Source organism: Pantoea sp. UBA6567, assembly GCF_002434165.1.
Classification (GTDB): Bacteria; Pseudomonadota; Gammaproteobacteria; order Enterobacterales; family Enterobacteriaceae; genus Pantoea; species Pantoea eucrina.
The window spans coordinates 255,596-276,035 of record NZ_DJJN01000006.1 but is presented as its reverse complement, the minus strand read 5'-3'; the positions used below and the strand labels follow the sequence as shown (position 1 = coordinate 276,035).

Annotated in this window: 15 protein-coding genes; 3 read left to right on the top strand and 12 right to left on the bottom strand. The window is 58.4% G+C overall.

Going from position 1 to position 20,440, the window contains the following annotated elements; genetic code table 11:
- Nucleotides 1-95: 95 nt before the first annotated feature.
- Nucleotides 96-1,205, top strand: a complete 1,110-nt coding sequence (gene ompC / locus B4M48_RS07245; protein ID WP_071668705.1) for a porin OmpC — start codon at nucleotides 96-98, stop codon at nucleotides 1,203-1,205.
- 200 nt (nucleotides 1,206-1,405) lie between these two features.
- Nucleotides 1,406-2,596, top strand: a complete 1,191-nt coding sequence (locus tag B4M48_RS07240; RefSeq protein ID WP_039383594.1) for an amino acid aminotransferase — start codon at nucleotides 1,406-1,408, stop codon at nucleotides 2,594-2,596.
- Between the two features lie 55 nt (nucleotides 2,597-2,651).
- Here the strand turns inward: B4M48_RS07240 and B4M48_RS07235 are convergent, their stop codons facing one another.
- The 7 genes from B4M48_RS07235 to cmoM all read right to left on the bottom strand — a co-directional run bounded on the left by B4M48_RS07235 (nucleotide 2,652) and on the right by cmoM (nucleotide 13,311).
- Nucleotides 2,652-3,281 (bottom strand): MBL fold metallo-hydrolase, encoded by a 630-nt coding sequence (locus B4M48_RS07235; RefSeq protein ID WP_039383592.1) that lies wholly within the window; start codon nucleotides 3,279-3,281, stop codon nucleotides 2,652-2,654.
- Between the two features lie 36 nt (nucleotides 3,282-3,317).
- Entirely contained in the window at nucleotides 3,318-3,869 is a 552-nt protein-coding gene (locus tag B4M48_RS07230) for a YcbK family protein (protein ID WP_039383591.1), read from the bottom strand.
- A gap of 187 nt (nucleotides 3,870-4,056) precedes the next feature.
- Nucleotides 4,057-5,835 carry a L,D-transpeptidase gene (ldtD, locus tag B4M48_RS07225; protein ID WP_371328704.1) on the bottom strand — a complete coding sequence of 593 codons (1,779 nt, stop codon included), beginning with the start codon at nucleotides 5,833-5,835 and terminating at the stop codon, nucleotides 4,057-4,059.
- Nucleotides 5,836-6,022: 187 nt separating this feature from the next.
- Nucleotides 6,023-10,489: a chromosome partition protein MukB gene (gene mukB / locus B4M48_RS07220; protein ID WP_288656326.1), complete on the bottom strand. Its 4,467-nt coding sequence runs from the start codon at nucleotides 10,487-10,489 to the stop codon at nucleotides 6,023-6,025.
- A complete protein-coding gene (mukE, locus tag B4M48_RS07215; RefSeq protein WP_039383583.1) occupies nucleotides 10,486-11,226 on the bottom strand; it encodes a chromosome partition protein MukE in 741 nt (246 codons plus the stop codon). The genes mukB and mukE overlap by 4 nt, the downstream gene beginning before the upstream one ends.
- Nucleotides 11,207-12,529, bottom strand: a complete 1,323-nt coding sequence (gene mukF / locus B4M48_RS07210; protein ID WP_039383581.1) for a chromosome partition protein MukF — start codon at nucleotides 12,527-12,529, stop codon at nucleotides 11,207-11,209. The genes mukE and mukF overlap by 20 nt, the downstream gene beginning before the upstream one ends.
- Nucleotides 12,530-12,540: 11 nt before the next feature.
- On the bottom strand, nucleotides 12,541-13,311 hold the full coding sequence (gene cmoM, locus B4M48_RS07205; RefSeq protein ID WP_039383578.1) for a tRNA uridine 5-oxyacetic acid(34) methyltransferase CmoM: 771 nt from the start codon (nucleotides 13,309-13,311) through the stop codon (nucleotides 12,541-12,543).
- Nucleotides 13,312-13,435: 124 nt separating this feature from the next.
- On the opposite strand from cmoM, the gene elyC reads away from it, so the two are divergent.
- Nucleotides 13,436-14,221, top strand: a complete 786-nt coding sequence (gene elyC, locus B4M48_RS07200; protein WP_071668702.1) for an envelope biogenesis factor ElyC — start codon at nucleotides 13,436-13,438, stop codon at nucleotides 14,219-14,221.
- A 64-nt stretch (nucleotides 14,222-14,285) separates the two neighbouring features.
- Here the strand turns inward: elyC and kdsB are convergent, their stop codons facing one another.
- The 5 genes from kdsB to B4M48_RS07175 form a co-directional block, all read right to left on the bottom strand.
- On the bottom strand, nucleotides 14,286-15,035 hold the full coding sequence (gene kdsB / locus B4M48_RS07195) for a 3-deoxy-manno-octulosonate cytidylyltransferase (RefSeq protein ID WP_039383573.1): 750 nt from the start codon (nucleotides 15,033-15,035) through the stop codon (nucleotides 14,286-14,288).
- The gene (locus B4M48_RS07190) at nucleotides 15,032-15,214 is read right to left on the bottom strand and encodes a Trm112 family protein (protein WP_039383570.1); all 183 of its coding nucleotides are present in this window, start codon (nucleotides 15,212-15,214) and stop codon (nucleotides 15,032-15,034) included. The genes kdsB and B4M48_RS07190 overlap by 4 nt, the downstream gene beginning before the upstream one ends.
- Nucleotides 15,215-15,276: 62 nt before the next feature.
- Nucleotides 15,277-16,260 (bottom strand): tetraacyldisaccharide 4'-kinase, encoded by a 984-nt coding sequence (gene lpxK / locus B4M48_RS07185; protein WP_039383567.1) that lies wholly within the window; start codon nucleotides 16,258-16,260, stop codon nucleotides 15,277-15,279.
- Nucleotides 16,257-18,005 (bottom strand): lipid A ABC transporter ATP-binding protein/permease MsbA, encoded by a 1,749-nt coding sequence (gene msbA / locus B4M48_RS07180; RefSeq protein WP_286877269.1) that lies wholly within the window; start codon nucleotides 18,003-18,005, stop codon nucleotides 16,257-16,259. The genes lpxK and msbA overlap by 4 nt, the downstream gene beginning before the upstream one ends.
- 34 nt (nucleotides 18,006-18,039) lie before the next feature.
- A complete protein-coding gene (locus B4M48_RS07175) occupies nucleotides 18,040-20,298 on the bottom strand; it encodes a DNA internalization-related competence protein ComEC/Rec2 (protein WP_071668701.1) in 2,259 nt (752 codons plus the stop codon).
- Nucleotides 20,299-20,440: the final 142 nt, after the last annotated feature.

The following is a 20,440-nucleotide window of genomic DNA, read 5'->3' as shown; positions in this document are numbered from 1 at the left end:
GACATATGAGACACCAAACTTCTTTCAGGGTTCCTGTAAAGTTTTCCTGACGGCAGTGGCAGGTGTCCAGATAACTCCAATGAGGGTAATAAATAATGATGAAGCGCAACATTCTTGCAGTGGTTATCCCTGCTCTGTTAGCTGCCGGTGCAGCAAATGCAGCAGAAATCTATAACAAAGATGGCAACAAACTGGACCTCTACGGAAAAGTTGACGCACGCCACACATTCTCTGACGACGCTGGCAACGATGGCGACGCCTCTTATGTGCGCTTTGGTTTCAAGGGTGAAACGCAGATTACCGACCAGCTGACCGGCTACGGCCAGTGGGAATACAACATCCAGGCAAACGTTGCTGAATCTCAGGGTACTGAAGGTTCCAAAACCCGTCTGGGTTTTGCCGGTCTGAAATTTGGCGACTACGGCTCATTCGACTACGGTCGTAACTACGGCGTAGGCTACGATCCACTGGCGTGGACCGACGTTCTGCCAGTATTCGGCGGCGACTCTGGCCGTTCTGACAACTTTATGCTGGGTCGTTCTAACGGTCTGGCGACCTACCGCAACAGCAACTTCTTTGGTCTGGTTGATGGCCTGGCGTTCGCTGCTCAGTATCAGGGCAAAAACGAAGAGTCCGCCAATGGCCGTAGCGCAGATCGCGCAAACGGCGACGGCTGGGGTACTTCTTTAACCTATACCTCTGAGATCGGCGTAGGCATCTCTGCTGCGTACACCTCTTCTGACCGTACCAACGGCCAGCAGGCTAACTTCTACGGTAACGGCAGCGAGAAAGCTGACGCCTGGTCAACCGCGCTGAAATATGACGCGAACAACGTGTACCTGGCTGCGATGTACGGTGAGAGCCGTAACTCAACCTGGATCAGCACTGCTGCTAACGGCGCGACCCCGGCCCTTGCTGGTGCAGTAAACAAAGAGCAGAAGTTTGAAGCCGTTGCTCAGTACCAGTTCGACTTCGGTCTGCGTCCATCCCTGGCTTACGTCCAGTCTAAAGGCAAGGATATCGAGACCTGGGGCGATCAGGACCTGTATAAGTACGTTTCAGTGGGTACTTATTACTACTTCAACAAAAACATGTCTACCTATGTTGACTACCAGATCAACCTGATGGATGACAACGACTTTACCCGCGCAGCTGGCATCACTACTGATGACACCGTTGGCGTAGGCCTGGTTTACCAGTTCTGATTCTGCGAATCAGCACGGTTTAACCACGTAAAACGGAGCCTGATGGCTCCGTTTTTCTTTTCAGTGATCTACCTCGCAATTAGCAGTGCTTATATCCGCCACCGGCACAATTCTTTTTGAGATGGCCGGTTGGCAAGCCTCGCGTCTGACGTTAACCTGATAGCTCATTTCGCTAAAGTTCACCCAAACGGAACTGACTCATGTTTGAATCTATCTCTGCCGCACCTGCCGACCCTATTCTGGGGCTGGCCGATCTGTTTCGCGCTGATGACCGTCCGCATAAAATTAATCTGGGCATTGGCGTATACAAAGATGAAACCGGAAAAACGCCGGTGCTGACCAGCGTGAAAAAAGCTGAGCAGTACCTGCTGGAAAATGAGACGACCAAAAACTATCTGAGCATTGACGGCCTGCCCGATTTTGCCCGCTGCACTCAGGCGCTGCTGTTTGGCAACGACAGCCCGCTTATCGCCGCAGGCCGCGCCTGCACGGCGCAGACGCCAGGCGGCACCGGTGCCCTGCGCGTGGCGGCGGATTTTCTCGCCACGCAGACCAGCGTTAAACGCGTCTGGATAAGCAATCCAAGCTGGCCAAACCATAAAAACGTGTTTAACGCTGCCGGCCTCGAGGTGTGTGAATATCAGTACTACGACGCCGCAAACCACACGCTCGATTTCGACGGCATGCTGGCAGCGCTGCAGCAGGCGCAGGCGGGCGACGTGGTGCTGTTCCACGGCTGCTGCCATAACCCGACCGGCATCGACCCGACGCGCGAGCAGTGGCAACAGCTCGCAACGCTGTCACAGGAAAAGGGCTGGCTGCCGCTGTTTGACTTCGCCTATCAGGGTTTTGCACGCGGTCTGGACGAAGATGCTGAAGGCCTGCGCATTTTTGCCGCAGCCCACCAGGAGCTGCTGGTTGCCAGCTCCTACTCTAAGAACTTTGGTCTCTATAACGAGCGCGTCGGCGCCCTGACGCTGGTAGCGGCCAGCAGCGACGCGGCTAAAACCGCGTTCAGCCAGGTGAAATACAGCATCCGTGCCAACTACTCCAATCCGCCGTCGCACGGCGCTGCCGTTGTCGCCACTATCCTCAGCAATGAGGCGCTGCGGACTATCTGGGTACAGGAGCTGACCGATATGCGTCAGCGTATTCAGCGTATGCGTCAGCTGTTTGTGAACACGCTGGCAGAAAAAGGCGCGCGCCAGGATTTCAGCTTCATCATCAAACAGAACGGCATGTTCTCATTCAGCGGCCTGACCAAAGATCAGGTCGTGCGTCTGCGTGATGAATTCGGCGTGTACGCGGTAAACTCAGGTCGCGTTAACGTGGCAGGCATGACGCCGGATAATATGTCGGCGCTGTGTGAAGCGATAGTCGCAGTACTCTAAGCGAAATGCGTGAACAGGCGGCGGGTGAGGCTCTCACCCGCCGCTTTTTTTATGGCTACTGCAGGAAAGGATTGGTCAGACGCTCACGTCCCAGCGTGGATACCGGCCCGTGCCCGGGTACAAACGCAATGTCGTCGCCCAGCGGCAGCAGTTTGGTTTTGATGGCGTTGATCAGATCGCTGTGGCTGCCCTGCGGGAAGTCGGTGCGCCCGACGCCGCCGCTAAAGATCACGTCTCCTGAGATAAGCAGCTTTCCGGCGCGATCGAAAAAGACAATGTGCCCCGGGGTATGACCCGGACAGTGCAGCACCTCCAGCGCCACGTTGCCCAGCTCTACCACATCACCCTCTTCCAGCCAGCGATCCGGCGTCAGCGGTGCACACTCCGGCAGCCCAAACATCCGGCTCTGCGTGGGCAGATTATCGAGCCAGACTTTGTCCAGCTGATGCGGGCCGGTCACCGGTATCTGGAAATGGGCCGCCAGCTCAGCCGCCGCGCCGGCATGGTCGAGGTGGCCGTGCGTCAGCAAAATCTGCGACGGCTTCAGGCCGCGCTCCGCCAGCGCCGCTTTGATGGTTTCCGCATCGCCGCCAGGATCGACCAGGGCTGCAATGCCCGTCTCTTCATCCCAGATAGCTGAACAGTTTTGCGAAAAGGCGGTAACCGGAATAATGTGATAATTCATAACGCTCCATGACCGGCACACGCAGCGCTGCCGGCATCAGGACCAGTGCCTTGCAGGCCCGGTATCTATGTGTACGAAGTTGCTGCGTGGATAATATCCTACACCACCCGCGCGCATAGATAACGCCGCTTTACGCACGTTACTCAGGGCAATGCCCTCAATATGGAAATCCATCGCCTGGCCTTTGGTGTGATAGCTATGCTTCGCCACGCCAGGGCCCGATTCGCGCAGCATGTTGTTGGTCGACAGCGTACGATAACCTGAGATGAGCTGTACCGGTTTACGGGTATCCAGCAGCGCCTGCAGGCGGTAGAGCTGATCAAACAGATGGGGATCGATGCTTTTCACTTTATTTGCGCGGTAGTCGCGGAAAAAGTGATTAAGACGCGCCAGTTCGTCGCGATCGTAGCTTTTACCGTTGAAAAACTCGGTTTTGAGGGTTTCACCGGTATGCATGTTGCTGAGCGTCAGAATACGCGGACGTGAGGTCGACACAGAGGCCAGCGCTGAGCCGGGGAGCAGGGAGAGGCCTGCTGCTGCGCCGCCAAGCAGCAGTAAGCGGCGGCGCTGAGAATCGATATTAGCCATGAAACGAGGTTACCTGAATAAAACACATTGAATGTGTAAAAAGTACACAAGGCCGCACAGTAACGGCAGCATGGATATCAGTCAACCCGGAATCTGTCTCAGAATGTGCAAAACCCGACCAGAAGCAAATTTCTGGCCGGGTTTCAGGGGCGTTTCGCTTATCAACAATCTGGCGAAAATCAGCACGCTACAGCAGGAGCTGTCCTGCCCGGGCCAGCACCTGGCTGCCGGAGCGCGCCGTATTATCATAATTGTAAATATCTGTACGATATTGCGCCTGCCCGTCATCGCTGACCCAGGCGGTCAGATAGTACAGATTGACCGGGATACGATGCCGAATCGGCACATAGCGCGTGTCACCCTGCTTCAGCGTGCTGGAAATACGGCTGTCGTTCCAGCCAGCATCCTGCAGCAGCAGGTTAGCCAGATCGGAGGCTTTATTTACGCGTACGCAGCCGGAGCTGAGTGCGCGAATATCGCGCTGAAACAGGCCGTGGTTTGGCGTATCGTGCAGATAGATGGCGTCTGAACTGGGCATATTAAACTTATAACGTCCCAATGAATTGGTGGCGCCCGGTGCCTGACGGATGCGATACGGGAAGCTGGCAGCAGAAACCATCTGCCAGTTGATCATCGTCGGGTCGATCACTTCAGCGTCAGCGCTCCAGCCTGACAGCAGCGTATAGCCGTGCCGGTAGAGATAACCAGGATCCTGTTTCACCTTCGGCACAATATCCTGACGCACCAGCGTGGTTGGCACGTTCCACGGCGGATTGAGCACCACGTTGTTCAGCGCACTGCGCATAAGCGGCGTTTTGCGATCGGGCCGTCCGACAATAACCCGCGATGAGAGCACCGTGCTGCCGTTGTTATAGTAGGTCAGCGAATAGTTGGGAATATTCACCATTATCCCGTTATGCATATCATCCGGCAGCAGCCGCAGACGCTGAATGTTCAGCGCCAGCAGTGAGGCGCGCATCTGCGGTGAGACATTCAGCCACTCGCGGGTGCGCGGGCCAATTGCGCCGTCATCCGCCAGCCCCTGCCAGTGCTGAAAGCGCTTCACGCCCTCAACCAGCGCAGTGTCATAGATATTGCCGGCTGCAGAAGGCGATCCGGCCAGTATATTTCCTGCCGGCTGCGGCGTCGGGGCTGGAAGATCGGTGACGCTGGTGGCGGAAGGACTTACTGCCACCGGCTGGCTTTCAGCAACCGGCACGGCGCCCGCCGGCACTGCATCTTCATCCGGTGCAGGCGTAGTGGCGTGGTCAGATGCGGTCAGCATACCGGTGCGCTGAAGAATTTCCCGCAGCGCCGGCACATCATCGCTGACCTGCCCCGGACGCAGCGTCGCTTTGTCACGCAGCTGCGGCCAGGGACGATTATCCGTCAGCAGCGTCTTCAGCGCCGCATGCATCGGCTGATACTGCGGATGCTGCGGCTGCAGTGAGGCCACAAACGCGCGGCTGCCGCCAGCGTTAACCGCGTTCTGCCACTGATTGATTGCTGACAGCGACGGCATGGTAAGCCTGTAAGGCACATTGCTGTAAAGCCAGGTTTCACCCTGCGCCGGTACGCCCGCCACAAACTGCAGGTAACCCAGCATGGCATCGCTCAGCACCACGTCGCGCGCAAAGCCTTTAATGTCCGGATCGGTCAGCCGCTCAACCCAGCGGCTGAACTGTGGCTGCACGCCTGAAAGCGCGACCTCAGCCAGCTGCTGCTGAAACGCCTGCACCGTATCGCGGTCCTGCCAGAGCGGCGCCATTCCGCGCGCGGCATAAAGACCCGCCAGACCCGGCAGGTAAAAAGGGCGATCGCTGGCGCTGAATGCCTGCAGGATCTGCTGCTGGCTGGCCGCCACTGACGTGGTGCCGTGCCCGCCGGCTGTCATGCTGGCGGTTTGTGCAGCCTGCCCCGCGGCCAGTGGCAAGCCTGCCAGCACGACACTAAACACCAGCGCCATGCGATTAAATCTGAACGTTTTACTCAGCAACATCCCTGCCCCCTGTTACCTGAGACGCAGCCTGCCCTGTGCGCTGCGTACAACCTGACTTTCATGATGAGTATATAAAGAAAAAACGGCATTCGCCTCTCAGGGCCAATGCCGTTTACAGATTAACGCTGGTTGCGCGGTTTAACCAGTCAGGCGCTTAGCTATTTTGCGTTTCCAGCCCCTGCTCGCTTTGCGCCGTTTTTACCGGTGCCGGATCGGCGGAAAAACCACGCAGGCCCACTACGTGCACATGCTCCGTATTGTTAAATACTTTACGAACCAGTTTATAAGTGGTGCCTTTTTCCGGACTGATATTTTCCGGCGCGGCGATCACCAGCTGCATCTCCAGACGCTCGCAGAGTTCAAACAGCGTCGCGATTGAACGGGCATCCAGACGCGCCGCTTCATCAAGGAACAGCAGACGGCACGGTGAGATATCTTTGCCGCGCAGACGACGCGACTCCTCTTCCCAGCTCTGCACCACCATCACCAGAATTGACATCCCGGTACCAATCGCCTCGCCGGTTGAGAGCGCCCCGCTTTCCGCGCGCAGCCAGCCGTCGGAGCCGCGATTTACTTCAACTTCCATTTCCAGATAGTTGCGATAATCCAGCAGCTCCTCACCGATGGTCTGCGGCGTACGCTGGCCCATATCAATCTGCGGGTTAAGACGCTGATAAAGTTTGGCCAGCGCTTCCGAGAATGTCAGCCGGTTACTGGTAAAGAGATCCTGATGCTGTTCGTGCTCTTCGGAGAGCGTATCCAGCAGCGTGGCGTGTGTCTCACGCACGTTGACGTTAAGCCGTACGCTCTTCACCTGACCAAAACTCACCGTCTGCAGCCCCTGGTTCAGCTGCCGGATGCGGTTCTGTTCGCGCTGAATAGTCTTGCGAATAATATTGGCCGCACTGCGTGAGCTGATCGCCAGCGTCTGCTCGCGCGCCGTCAGCTCTTCGGTCAGACGGTTCAGCTCAATCTCCATCTGCTCAATCGCCTCGACCGGATCGTCAGTGCGGATAATATCCTGACGGATACGCTCGCGCAGATGCTGATAAACGGCGATAAAGAACTGAATTTTACGCTCCGGGCGCTTGGGATCTTCCGACATGCGCAGAACATCACGCAGATGCTCATTATCCGCCACCGCAAGGCGCAGCGCGCCCAGGGCTTTATCGGACATTGAGCGCAGCTCGTCACCGCTCATATAGGCCAGCTCGCGCCGGTGCAGCCGTCGTTCCACGCCGTTGTCTTTCACCAGACGCAGTACGGAGCACCAGCCCGCCTTGGCACTGACCACCTGCTCACGCAGGATGCGATAATCGCGCTCCAGCTTACGCAGCTTTTTCTGCAGGCTGTCCATTTCTGCTTCGCAGAACGTCAGCTGTTTCTCCAGCTGGTTACGCCGCGCCCGGTTATGGCTGAGCGCGGTATAGAGTTCATCGCGCCGGATACGCGCCCGCTCTTCCGCGCTGGCATCGGCGTGAACGCCGATATCCTGCATCTCCTGCTGCAGCTCTTTCAGCATGTCGCGTTTGGCATCGTGCGAACTGCGCAGCGAGGCCAGCACCTGCGAGTACTGCGTCAGCTGCGCCTGATGTTCACGCAGGCGTTCACGGGCGCGGCTGCGCTCGCCTTCAGCCTGCTCCAGGCGCTGCCGTAGCTTATCAGAGAGATCGCTGTTACCGGTCAGCATCCCGGCTGAATCGCCATAGCTGAAGTGGGCGCGGCGCTGTACCACCTCCGTCAGCGCAAATGCCTGCTGGCGCGCGCTGAGCTGCTGCGCCTGCGCCTGCTGGTAGTCGCGCTGCAGCTGATCGTGCTGCTGCGGATCGTTCTGCAGCACCGCCACCAGCGACTCCAGCTTGCTGAGTTTGCTGCCGTGCTGGTGCAGGAAGCGCGCCGCCTCCTGCGCCTCTTCCACCCGCTCACGGATCTCTTCACAGCGATCCGGCAGGGTGTCATCCAGCAGCAGGTTAACGCGAGGCAGCAGGCGGTTAAGCTGGGCGACGCCGTCGCGCGCCTGTTCAAACTGTGCACGCTGCTGCTGATTATTACTCTCATGCTGCGCCAGACCGCGCTCCAGCTCACTGCGCCGGCCGTTAAGCTGGCGGATTTGCGCTTCCGGATCCTCATCAAACGCTACCGCCAGATGACTGCCGATAAAGCGGCTGAAAGACTGGTGCAGACGCTGCGTTTTCTGTACGTCAAAAGAGAGCGTCGCATAACGTTCTGCCAGCCTGTCACGTTCAATACCCAGCAATTCAAGCTGATTTTCACGTGCGGCGCGGCCAAACAGCGGCACCTTAGGAAAACGCGAATAGCGCCACTGACGCTCTGCGACTTTGACCACGACAGCTTTATCCAGCTCATCTACGCTGAAGACGCTGTCATCAAAGGATTGCGGATCGCCCTCAATCAGATAGAGATCTTCCGGGCACTCTTCCAGCCCTTCGAGCTGTTCGCGTATCAGCGCCAGATCCGGCACCACGATGGCGTGGCGCGAAGGTCCATAGAGCGCAGAAAAATAGGGGGCATCGTCCAGCGTGACATCATCATAAATTTCGGAGAGCAGCACGCCGCCAAAGCGCTCTGCCAGCTGCGTGAGGCGCGCATCTTCTGCGCCGCCTGGCTGGCTGAGGCGTTCAATCTGCTGCTCAACGTCGCGTTTACGCGCCGCAATTTCATCTCGCTCTACGGTGGTTTCACGCTCGCGCTCCAGCAGCTGCTGCATAAAGGCGGTCACCTGCTGACTGCTGCTCAGCTGCTCACCTGTCTGTTCGCTAAGCTGCGTCAGAATCTCCTGAGCGGCCAGCCAGTGCGGGGCGCGTGCCGTCAGCGTTGCGATACGTTCGCGCAGCTGTTCCAGCTCCTGACGCATCTGCATGCGCTGTTCACCGGCATCGGCAACGCTGGCGCTGAGCTGCTCAATCTGCGCTTCCAGCTCGCGCTGCAGCCCTTCCAGCGCGTCTGCTTCATAGTGCTGGCCCTGACGTTTGCAGAACTCTGCCAGCAGGCGTTCAGCCTCATGCTGCTCGCGCAGGCGACCTTCTGATTCGTTAAGACGCAGCCGCAGTGACGCCAGCTGATCGGCATAATGACGCTGATTCGCGGCGTCGCGCAGCAGCTGGCGACCCACCTGCCAGGCGTCCTGACGGCTGACCTCACTGGCAATGCTGGTTACCAGCGCCAGCGCCTGCTCAAACTGGCTGTGTGCGGCTTCCGCCATACTCAGTTTCTGCTCCAGCCGCAGCAGCTGGCTGGTCGCCTCTTCGTCGCGTGCCTGGAACGTCTCCAGCCAGTCAGCGGCGTTATCAATCGTCAGGTCCGGCAGCTGGCAGCGCGTACGGGCTTTCTCCAGTGCCTGCAGCGCCTGCTGATACTGAATAGAGCGCGTCTGCTGAACATCCAGCGCCTGCTGGAAATCGGCCAGCTGACTTTTCAGCTCATCCACTTCAATTTCAGCGGCTTCGGCACGCGCCTCATTCTCTTCCTGGATCTCACGCGCTTCAGCTACAACCTCATTCTGCTCTTCCAGCCGGTAGCTCAGCTCTTCAAGATCGGCATCATAACGCGCGATTTTCTCCTGCTGGCGCATTGCGGTCTGCACCAGATTAAGATGATCGCTGGCCGCCTGATAATCAATCTCCAGATCGCTTTCAGCGGCGCTATGCTCAGCCAGCTCACGCGCCATTTCCACGTGACGATACTGCTCCGACACCAGCTGGTTGCGGCTGCTGAACAGCTCATTGCGCAGCTGAAGCGCCCCGTCCAGATGTACCCGCCGTTCGTTCGCATGACGCATATAGTCAGCTGAGACGTAGCTGGTCGCCTCAGAGATCAGATGCTTGAACAGATCGCGATCGGACTGCGTCACGCGAATCGCTTCCAGCGTCATGCGGTTCTCACGCAGTGCCGCTTCCATATCCTGAAACGCTTTACGCACGCCGCCGTTTTCCGGCAGCAGATAGTCGCGCAGCGAACGGGTGATGGCGCTGGAGATACCGCCGTAGAGCGACGCCTCAATCAGCCGGTAGAATTTACTGCGATCGCTGGCTGAACGCAGGCGACGCGGCACCACGCCGAGTTCAAACAGCATGGCGTGATAGTCAGTAATGGAGCTGTACTGGCGGAACTGCACGCCTTCCTGTGCTTCAACGCGATCTTTAACCTCTGTCAGCGGCAGTACACGCGCCTGACGGCTGTTAAGGATCTCGGTCAGCATGTCAGTGGGCAGCGCATCCGCGGGCAGGCCATGAATACTGAACGGTTTAATATCCACTTTCTTATCGCGCCCGGCCACCTGCTGCAGACGCACCCCGACCACAACGCGCTGATGGCGTGAGTTGACGACATCCAGCACTGAATAGCAGACGCCAGCGCGCAGTTTACCGTGCAGACCCTTATCGCGGGAGCCTGACGTGGCGCCTGCTTCCGTGGTATTACGGAAGTGCAGCAGGGTTAAATCGGGGATCATCGCCGTAACAAACGCGGCCATGGTGGTGGATTTACCGGCACCGTTACCGCCTGAAAGCGTGGTAACCAGTTCATCGAGATCAAAGGTGCGGGCAAAAAAGCCATTCCAGTTGATCAGTGTCAGCGAACGAAACTTACCGCGTTCAATCATACCTGCTTCTCCTCCGCGTTATCAGTCGCATCACTGCTCTCCGCATGTTCACTCTCCTGCTCCGCCTCATCGGCTGTTGCAGAAACGGCAGCTTCTTCGGGTGTCATCGCTTCACCCACGCGGATCAGACGCAGCTGCGCCTCACGCGGATCGTCGCCGCTGCGCACGTCAGCACCAAAGCGAAAGACTGATTCCATAATGCGAAATTTGCTGCTGTCATTACCCATAAACCACACCATTCCCAGGCGGCGCAGACGGCTCAGTGAGGCGCGCATCTTCTCCTGCAGGCGGGTGCGATCGAGATCGGAACCGGTTGAGCGCTGATTGACCAGCTTAAGCAGCTTGTGTTCATCCGCCAGCGACAGCAGCTCATCATAGAGCTCCTGCTGGGTAAAAATACCCTCGTTTGCCAGACGCTCCGGGCTCAGATAGAGGTAGCAGAGAATTTTGCCTACCATCATATCCAGCTCAGAGAGCACCGAGCGTGGGATCAGCGTGGTTGAGCGCGGCCGCAGGTAGAAAAAGCCTTCTGGCGCGCGGATCAGCTCCACGTTATAGCGGGCATAAAACTCTTCAAGATAGGTTTGGTAGTCCATCAGAAAAGCGTGATTATCCAGCTCTTCGATACCGATATGCCGGCCCGCGCGCAGCTGACTGTCGAGCGCCGGAAAAAGGGGATTGGCCAGCGCCAGTGCCAGTTTAACCGGCATCACTTGTTCAATATTTGTCGATGACATGCGCCTGCACCTTGGCTCCGTAATCATTAATGGTCTGCCATTCTGCTGGCAAACCGGCTAAATCTGCTTCAGCAACGCCCAGCCGCACCGCCTGATCGATCACGATACGCGCCAGATCGAAATGGCGCGCGCGCGGATATTGCGCCAGGTATTCGCGCATGACGGTGGCAAGGTGCAGCGGTTTTTGCTCGCGACGATACACAGCCAGCGCCTCTTCAATCATGGCGGCCAGCTGCTCGCGGATCTCGTTAAACTCTTCATACTCCATTTCCGGCGGAAGCTCGCCCATGACCTCATCGTTACGCAGCGTCATCTCTTCATCGCGCATATCGAGCAGGCGGTCAGCGCTGGCGTAAGTCAGCATCCACGGCTGATCAAAATAGTTCTGTACCGACTGACGCAGCCGCTGTGCAAAGACCCGGTTCTTATCCATATCAATCGCGGTACGGATAAACTTGTGTACATGACGGTCATAGCCGATCCACAGATCAATCGCCTGCTGGCCCCAGCTGATAATGCGATCGAGTTTGTTCTGCAGGTCATAAACCAGTTTGTCGACGAAACCGAGATCGGGACTGCTCAGCGTGGCATCCTGAATGCGCAGCAGGTTAGCCTGCAGCTTATCCCCCGCCGCTTCCAGCGTATCCTGCAGTTCACGCAGCGTGCCGGAGGTCTCAGAGAGCAGCAGTTCACAGCTGGAGATCGCGGCGCGCCAGTCTTTGTTGAGCAGCGCGGCGATATCATTTTTTACCGTCTGCTGCTGCTCATCCATCAGGCGCTGCGTCATATCGATGCTGTCAAAAATCTCAGCAACCGAATATTTCAGCGGAGCAAATACGTTACGGTGCCAGTGAAATTCATCGCCATCTTCTTCAGCGGCGTCAGCAGCGCGCTTCAGCTCCTGACCCACAATTGAAAGCTGCATTGAGAGGCGCAGCGTGGAGAATTCGCGCTGGCGGATATAGTAGTCGGTGATGCCAATTCCCAGCGGCGTCAGGCGGTAGATAGCGTGCCCTTCAGACACCTCGCTGGTAAACCGGTTAAGCAGCCGCTGCCGTACCAGGTCGTTAATCGCATTGTTCGCACGCACCTGTACGGTTTCATGCGTCTGTTCAAACGCTTTGCTGACGTGACGAAAGGCGTCGGTCAGCTCACCTTCACTCATTTCACCGTCCATGCGCTCACCGTTAAGGGTAGCGATGGCCAGCAAAAAGGCCAGACGTTCTACCGGCAGCGCAAGCGAGAAATCGTTTTTGCGTGCCCAGGCCACCAGTTCTGGCACCGTCTGGGAAAAATCGCTCATAGTTGATCCTTTTACCTGGGTTTGCGCGCCGTCACATGGATATAACGCCCTAAGCTTAAAAAGGGCTCCTGACGACAGTAGCGCCGCTCCATTTCAATAATCTCTTCCACGCTCTTACCTGCACCGGGCTGCGGTTTCATGTAATCACTGAACACGCGAACACCGGTGCGCTGCTCAATCACAAAACCGCACTGCGTCAGCCATTGATAGACGTCCTGCGGTTCGCGCGGAAAATCGGGCGACAGGGTACGCTTTTTGCGTTTGGTCATATTGGCGCGCAGGTAGCCGAAATTACCCAGCGTAAGCGTGCGAAACGTCAGCCCGTGCGCGTTGTAAAACATCAGCGACAGCACACCGCCTGGTTTCAGCGTCTGCCACAGCGCCTGCAGCACGGCCAGCGGATCGGCCACCCACTCCAGTACCGCGTGAAACAATACCAGATCGACTGGCGTATCCAAATGCTCGCCTACCTGCTGAGCGCTGACTTGCCGGAACTGCATATTGTGGCTGACGCCGGTTTCCCGTGCGTGGTCCGCCGCCAGTTTCAGCATTTCACCGGAGAGATCGCAGAGCGTGACCTGATGCCCGCGGGCAGCGAGTCCGCTGGAGATTTGCCCCACGCCGCCGCCAGCATCCAGCACAGAGAGCGGTCCGGCAGGCAGTGACGGCAGCAGCGCCTCCAGCTCATCCCACAGAATGGCCTGACGCACCAGCCCTTTGCGGGTGCCGTAAATGTTTTGCGAGAATTTATCCGCCAGATCGTCGAAATTACGATCCTGCATGGTGTGCGCTCCGGTTTGCGGCAGTTAACTTGTGCTATTTTGTCACAGGCTCACCAGGAATGAACCTTTCACGCTGCAGTAACTGTCTGGCTGCTGTTTTTTCAGACAAAAGGAGTAAAAAAGGATGTTATTTGCCTTAAAAAAAGTCATTGGCGGCTTGCTTCTGCCTTTGCCGCTGCTGTTACTGCTGATGGCAGCCGGACTTTTGCTGCTCTGGCTGACGCGCTGGCAAAAAAGCGCCAAAGTTTTACTCTCCGTCAGCTGGCTGCTGCTGCTGCTGCTGAGCCTGCAGCCGGTGGCCGACCGCCTGCTACTGCCGCTGGAAAACCGCTACCCGACGTGGAACGGTACAACGCCGGTGGCCTGGATTGTGGTGCTGGGCGGCGGTTATACCTGGAACCCGGACTGGGCGCCCGGCTCTAACCTGATTGGTAACAGCCTGCCGCGCGTGACGGAGGGCGTAAGGCAGTGGCGACGCAACCCGCAGGCCAAAATGATTTTTACCGGTGCGGCGGCAGGCCAGAATCCGCGCAGCAACGCAGCGGTTGCCGCCGACGTCGCGATGAGCCTTGGCGTACCGCATAGCGCCATCATTACGCTTGATTCGCCGAAAGATACCGCTGAAGAGGCGCAGGCGGTAAAACAGATGACGGGCAATAGCGCATTTCTGCTGGTCACCTCCGCCAATCATCTGCCGCGTGCGATGGCTTTTTTTCACCACGCCGGGCTGGCACCGATCCCCGCGCCGGCAAATCAGATGGCGATCGTCTCGCCGCTTAACGGCTGGGAGCGTGCGCTGCCCTCACCACTCTGGCTGAGCCACAGTGAACGGGCTATCTATGAGACGCTGGGACAGATCTGGCAGCACCTGCGCGGTCAGTCGGGCAGCCGTGATGATGCTGCGCCCTGATGTCAGAAAGAGAAAGTGTCAGACAGAGCCAGCGGCGTTGCGCCTGCTGGCCTGACAGAGAGAGTTAACGCTGCATCGCCGCGCGTACGCGCGCCAGATCGTCTGGTGTATCCACGCCCACGCTCGGGATAGTTGTGGCAACCGCCACATGAATTTTTTCGCCATACCAGAGCACGCGCAGCTGCTCCAGTAGCTCAATCTGCTCCAGTGCGCAGGGTTGCCAGGCGACGTAGCGGCGAATAAAGCCGGCGCGGTAGGCATAAATACCGATATGCCTCAGCAGCGTATCTCCCGCCTGCTCGCGCGACTGCGCATAGCGCTCGCGATCCCAGGGAATGGTGGCCCGCGAGAAATAGAGCGCGTAGCCCTGCCGGTCGGTTACCACTTTAACCGCGTTCGGATTAAACGCCTCATCGGCATCAGCGATCGGCACCGCCAGCGTGGCCATGCCAGCCTCTGCCGCGGCGAGATTGTCCGCCACCTGACGCACGATACCGGCCGGGATCATCGGCTCATCGCCCTGCACGTTGACAATGATAGTGTCATCGTCAAAGTTGCAGGCTTCAATGACTTCAGCCAGCCGCTCGGTGCCGGACTGATGATCGGCCCGCGTCATACAGACTTCACCACCGGCCGCAGTTACTGCTGCAGCGACTTCGGGGTGATCGGTTGCGACGATTACGCGATCGGCTCCCGACTCCCGCGCACGCTCCATGACGTGCACGACCATGGGCTTACCGTGGATATCGACCAGCGGTTTACCCGGCAGACGCGTCGAAGCGTAGCGCGCCGGAATGATAGCAACAAAACTCATGGATGGATCTCTTCAGCCGTCAGCGTTCGCGCCTCGGTTTCCAGCAGCACCGGAATGCCATCCCGCACCGGGAATGCCAGTCCGTCAGGCTTGCAGATAAGCTCCTGCTGCGCCTTGTTGAAGTAGAGTTTTCCGTTACAAACCGGACAGGCCACAATCTCAAGTAAACGGTGATCCATACTTTTCTCCTTTCAGGATCGGGGTCAGTTAGTCAGCATACCATAGCGGTTGCCAGACTCTATTACGCGCCGCGGGCCAGCCGGGTGATATCGTCGAGCAGCGGTGCCACTGCCGCACCGGAAAGCTGCGCCTCTACCGGCAGATACCACCAGTTGTCGCGCGCAAACTTACGGCACTTCACCGCATCTTTCTCCGTCATCAGCAGACATTGTCCGCTCAGCGTCAGGCCGGCAAGCTCCGGCTCGCTGTAAGCGTGATGATCGGCAAACGCGATTTCCGCTACCGTTTTAATGCCCTGCTGCTGCAGCGTGGTGAAAAAGCGCGGCGGATGGCCAATACCGGCCATCGCCACAATATCTGGCAGCGCACTGAGCGCAGCGGTTTCGCCCGATAGCAGGTTAACCGCCCGACCCGGCTGCAGCGTCATGGCAATTTCCGGACTGGTGGCATTGCCACCATTAACGATCACTGCATCCACCTGCTGCAGCCGGTGCGCACGCTCCCGCATAGGCCCGGCGGGTAACCACCAGCCGTTGCCAAAGCGGCGCACACCATCCACCACCACAATTTCGCGATCGCGCTGCAATGCATAGTGCTGCAGTCCATCATCCGTGATGATGATGTCCAGCGAATGCGCCGCCAGCAGCGCTTCGATAGCCTGACGGCGCCGGGGCGCCACGGCAACCGGTACGCCGGTGCGTTGTGCAATCAGCACGGGTTCATCCCCTGCCTCGGCCGTTGAGGTTTCCCCGGTCACCAGCAGCGGATAGTGTGCCGCTTTCCCCCCGTAGCCGCGTGACACCACGCCCGGACGCAGCCCGCGCGCCTGCAGCGCTTCTGTCAGCCAGATCACCACCGGCGTCTTACCGTTGCCGCCTGCCGTCAGGTTACCGACCACCACCACCGGACACGGTGCCCGCCAGCTCTGCTGCCAGCCACGCTGATAGCTCAGGCGAATCAGCCAGGTGATAGCACCATACAGCAGGCTAAGCGGCCACAGCAGCAGCCACAGCGGCGAGCGCCCGCTCCAGATGCGTTCAATCATTGACCGAACTGTAACTTATGCAGCTGTGCATAAGCCCCTTTCTCCGCCAGCAGCAGTTCATGCGTACCGCGTTCAACAATACGGCCATCCTCGACCACCACGATCTCATCTGCTTTTTCAATGGTAGAGAGACGGTGTGCGATCACCAGCGAGGTCCGGTTTTTCTGCAGCTCATCCAGCGCCGACTGAATGGCGCGTTCTGACTCCGTATCCAGCGCAGATGTCGCCTCATCCAGAATCAGAATCGGGCAGTCGCGCAGCAGCGCGCGCGCAATCGCAATACGCTGGCGCTGACCACCGGAGAGCAGTACGCCGTTTTCACCGATAACCGTATCCAGGCCTTTATCCATTTTGTTAATGAAATCCATAGCGTGCGCCATGGTGGCGGCCTGTTCAATCTGTGCCCGGCTATAGTCACCGTTACGCGCATAAGCGATGTTATTGGCGATGGTGTCATTAAACAGATGCACATTCTGCGATACCAGCGCTACCTGATTACGCAATGAGCGCAGGGTATATTCACGCAGATCGTGCCCATCCAGCAGAATTTCGCCGGAATCGATATCATAAAAGCGCGTCAGCAGGCTGGCCATGGTCGATTTGCCCGAGCCGGAGCGGCCGACCAGTGCAACCGTTTTACCCGCCGGCAGCGTCAGGTTAATATCGCGCAGCGCCGGGATCTCACGCCCCGGATAGGTAAAGGTCACGTTGCGAAACTCAACGTCGCCTTTAGCCCGTTCAACCGTGCGCGTGCCGTTATCCGCTTCCTGCTCACTGTCGAGGATGGAGAACAGCGTCTGGCAGGCTGCCATACCGCGCTGAAACTGGGCGTTAACGTTAGTCAGCGATTTCAGCGGACGCATCAGGGCAATCATGGAAGAGAAGACCACGGTAATGGTACCGGCGGTCAGCGTTTCCATCACGCTGGGGAAGCTGGCGGCATAGAGTACAAACGCCAGCGCCAGCGAGGCGATAAGCTGAATCACCGGATCGGAGATGGAAGAGGCAGAAACCAGTTTCATCCCCTGCTGACGCATTTTATTGCTGACCTGAGAGAAACGTTCCGCTTCCACTTCCTGACCGCCAAAAATCAGCACTTCTTTGTGCCCTTTCAGCATCTGTTCTGCGCTGGTGGTGACCTGTCCCATGGTGTTCTGCATGTTTCGGCTGATGTTGCGGAAGCGCTTTGAAACGGTGCGGATAGCGAACGAGACCAGCGGTGCCAGCAGGATCAAAATCAGTGAGAGCTGCCAGCTGTAGTAGAACATCATGATAAACAGGCCGATGATCGAGGCGCCCTCGCGCACCACGGTTACCAGAGCACTGGATGAGGAGGAGGCCACCTGTTCTGAGTCATAGGTAATACGCGACAGTAGCGTGCCGGTAGACTGCTGATCAAAGAACGCCACCGGCATTCCCATCATGTGTCCGAACAGACGACGACGCATGTTCATCACCACATTACCTGACACCCAGGAGATGCAGTAGCTGGAGATATAGCTGGTGACGCCACGTATCAGCATCAGGCCCATGACAGCCAGCGGCATCCACAGCAGAACAGATTTGTCCGCTTTACCGAAACCATCATCCAGTAAAGGTTTCAACAGGGAGAGCATTAGGGTGTCGCCTGCCGCATTCAGCACCAGTGCCACGGCGGAGACGATAAGGCCAGCCTTGTGCGGCGCAATCATTGGCCAGAGCCGGCGGAATGTCTGCCAGGTTGAGAGATCTTTGTCTTGATGCATTATTTATTCACGCTGTTTGAAATAGCCGCTCATTCTACCTGGAATCATCTTTTACGCCAAACCACTGATGATACCAGCGCGGCTTTATTTGCTCGCGCAGTCCCTGCATCTGCCAGCGGCCCTGGCTGACACGAATGCGAACCTGCCCCGAGCGTGCGGTATCTGCCCAGCGATAGCCCTGCTCCTGGTAACGCTTTACCACTGAGCGGGCGGGCATACGCCAGGCGTTATAGCGCGCCACAGAAGCCACCGCCGCTTCGCCCGCTATATGCCGGAGAAACAGGGGCGTAGAGGAGGTCCGGCTGCCGTGGTGCGGCACCTGAAGCAGTGTAGCCTGCAACTGACCCTTTTCCAGCGCTGCCAGTTTGCGTTCCCCCGCCTGCTCCAGATCGCCAGTCAGCAGCAAACTGACCTGGCCATCATCCACCCGCACCACGCACGAATCATTATTGTGCCCCGCTACCGGCAGTGCTGGCGGCCACAGGGCGGTAAAACGCAGCCGCCCCCACTGCCACTGCTGGCCACGCACACAAGGCAGATGGCCGGGTTCTCCCAGCGCGCTGCGGATCGCCAGCGCCGGGCGGGCACGTAGCAGCGCGTTCAGCCCGCCACGGTGATCGAGATGCCGGTGACTCAGTATGACGCCCTGCAGCGTGCGTCCGGTGTAGTTCAGCCAGGGCAAAATAGTGCGCTCGCCGGCATCGCCCTGCTGCCACGCCGGCCCGGTGTCATACAGTACCACCTCCCTTCCCTGCGTGATCGCAACCGCCAGACCATGACCAATATCGAGAAAATCGATTTGCCAGTCGCTCTGCTGCGCGTCAGTGCGCCCCAGCAGCAGTGCCAGCAGCAGGCTGGCGAAGCGGACCGACGTACGGGCAATCAGCCCGCTGCGCCACAACAGCAATCCGCCCCAGATTACTATGACAGCGGGCAGCGTCTGATGCAGGCTCAGCCAGCCGGCGGGCAGCCACTGGAGCGCCTGCATCAGATAGTCCACTGAACGATCGGCTAACCACCACAGCGGCTGTGCCGCCTGTTGCAGTGGCACCAGCAGCGCCAGCAGCAGCAGCGGCACCGTAATAAATGAGATAACCGGCACCGCCAGCAGGTTGGCCAGCAGCGCAGTCAGGCTGATGCCCTGAAACAGAAAGATCTGCAGCGGCGCCATCAGAATCATCATGCCGAGCTGCAGGTGCAGTAGCTGCAGCGGCAGCCAGCGACGTTGCGTACGATAAGGATATGGCAGGGCAAACCAGCTGAACCAGATAATCAGCATCGCTACCGCCAGGGCCGAGAGCCAGAAGCTCTCCGACAGGACCGCCAGCGGATCAAACAGAAGCAGTGTGCCCACGCACAGCAGCCAGATTTGCCAGGCACTAAGCTGCCAGCCCGCTGCGCGTATAGCGCTCCAGAGCGTCAGCGCAAGCATGGCACGCTGTGCGGGCGCATGGCTGCCGGCGATCCAGCAGTAGAGAGCAGCGGTCAGCCAGCTGACGATCAGCGGAAATCGCCAGCTGATATAGCGGGCAGGTAACGCAAACTGTATCGCACGCGCCAGCAGCCAGCCACCAGTGGCCGCCAGCGCAATATGCATTCCGGAAATGGCCATCAGGTGCGCGGTGCCGGTATCGCGCAGAAGCTGTCGCAGCGGCGCCAGCATCTGCGATCGATCGCCAAAAGCCAGCGCCTGCAGAATTGCCGGCTGCTTAAGCTCCGCGAGCGCGGCCTGATAGCGAGCCACCAGGGTTGTCCGCAGGCTGCAGCGTTCTGACATCTGCTGCTGATGCATGATACGCCCCTGCAGCGGCATATGATTTGCAACCCGCACGCGCTGCAGATCGTATCCGCCTTCATTCAGGCGACCATGTACTGCCCGCAGCCGCAGCCGCATGTGCCAGCGCTGCCCTGCGCACCAGTTTTCTGTGTTATTCACATTACTGATTTGTACAAACAGCGGCGGAAACTGCAGCCGCCCGTCAACGCGGATCAGCCTGACCAGCAGCAGGTTTTGCCGGGTATCTATCGCGCTGACGCTGACCGTGGCGTCAACCGGCCGTCGGGTGAGCAGCTCCATCGCATTCAGCAGGCTGCGCGCTTCACCCTGTGCCCAGCACGCCACCAGCAGCGTTATCCCTGCCAGCACGGCAGCTTTGTGTGACCGATGCAGTAAAAAAATAGCGATGAGAGTCAGTACGGCCAGCGTGGTGCCGGATGGGATCTGTGGCAGCAGCAGCAGAGGCAGGGTGGCAAGAATGGCGATCCCTGCGCCAGTGGTCCATGTAATGTGCATATTTCTCTCCGTCAGACAGCGCCATTGTGCGGCAGTCAGTGAGAGAAAAAAGCTTACGTCAGATAGATTTGCGTCAGCGCGCCGGTACTTTTTCAGGTGCAGTGATAGGCATTACAGCGCGGCGGGATCGCGCTCGCAAATC

What these genes read in the sequence shown, in the direction of transcription:
- ompC (WP_071668705.1), top strand. Translation starts at nt 96, where the DNA reads ATGATGAAGCGCAACATTCTTGCAGTGGTTATCCCTGCTCTGTTAGCT.
- B4M48_RS07240 (WP_039383594.1), top strand. Translation starts at nt 1,406, where the DNA reads ATGTTTGAATCTATCTCTGCCGCACCTGCCGACCCTATTCTGGGGCTG.
- B4M48_RS07235 (WP_039383592.1), bottom strand. Translation starts at nt 3,281, where the DNA reads ATGAATTATCACATTATTCCGGTTACCGCCTTTTCGCAAAACTGTTCA.
- B4M48_RS07230 (WP_039383591.1), bottom strand. Translation starts at nt 3,869, where the DNA reads ATGGCTAATATCGATTCTCAGCGCCGCCGCTTACTGCTGCTTGGCGGC.
- ldtD (WP_371328704.1), bottom strand. Translation starts at nt 5,835, where the DNA reads ATGGCGCTGGTGTTTAGTGTCGTGCTGGCAGGCTTGCCACTGGCCGCG.
- mukB (WP_288656326.1), bottom strand. Translation starts at nt 10,489, where the DNA reads ATGATTGAACGCGGTAAGTTTCGTTCGCTGACACTGATCAACTGGAAT.
- mukE (WP_039383583.1), bottom strand. Translation starts at nt 11,226, where the DNA reads ATGTCATCGACAAATATTGAACAAGTGATGCCGGTTAAACTGGCACTG.
- mukF (WP_039383581.1), bottom strand. Translation starts at nt 12,529, where the DNA reads ATGAGCGATTTTTCCCAGACGGTGCCAGAACTGGTGGCCTGGGCACGC.
- cmoM (WP_039383578.1), bottom strand. Translation starts at nt 13,311, where the DNA reads ATGCAGGATCGTAATTTCGACGATCTGGCGGATAAATTCTCGCAAAAC.
- elyC (WP_071668702.1), top strand. Translation starts at nt 13,436, where the DNA reads ATGTTATTTGCCTTAAAAAAAGTCATTGGCGGCTTGCTTCTGCCTTTG.
- kdsB (WP_039383573.1), bottom strand. Translation starts at nt 15,035, where the DNA reads ATGAGTTTTGTTGCTATCATTCCGGCGCGCTACGCTTCGACGCGTCTG.
- B4M48_RS07190 (WP_039383570.1), bottom strand. Translation starts at nt 15,214, where the DNA reads ATGGATCACCGTTTACTTGAGATTGTGGCCTGTCCGGTTTGTAACGGA.
- lpxK (WP_039383567.1), bottom strand. Translation starts at nt 16,260, where the DNA reads ATGATTGAACGCATCTGGAGCGGGCGCTCGCCGCTGTGGCTGCTGCTG.
- msbA (WP_286877269.1), bottom strand. Translation starts at nt 18,005, where the DNA reads ATGCATCAAGACAAAGATCTCTCAACCTGGCAGACATTCCGCCGGCTC.
- B4M48_RS07175 (WP_071668701.1), bottom strand. Translation starts at nt 20,298, where the DNA reads ATGCACATTACATGGACCACTGGCGCAGGGATCGCCATTCTTGCCACC.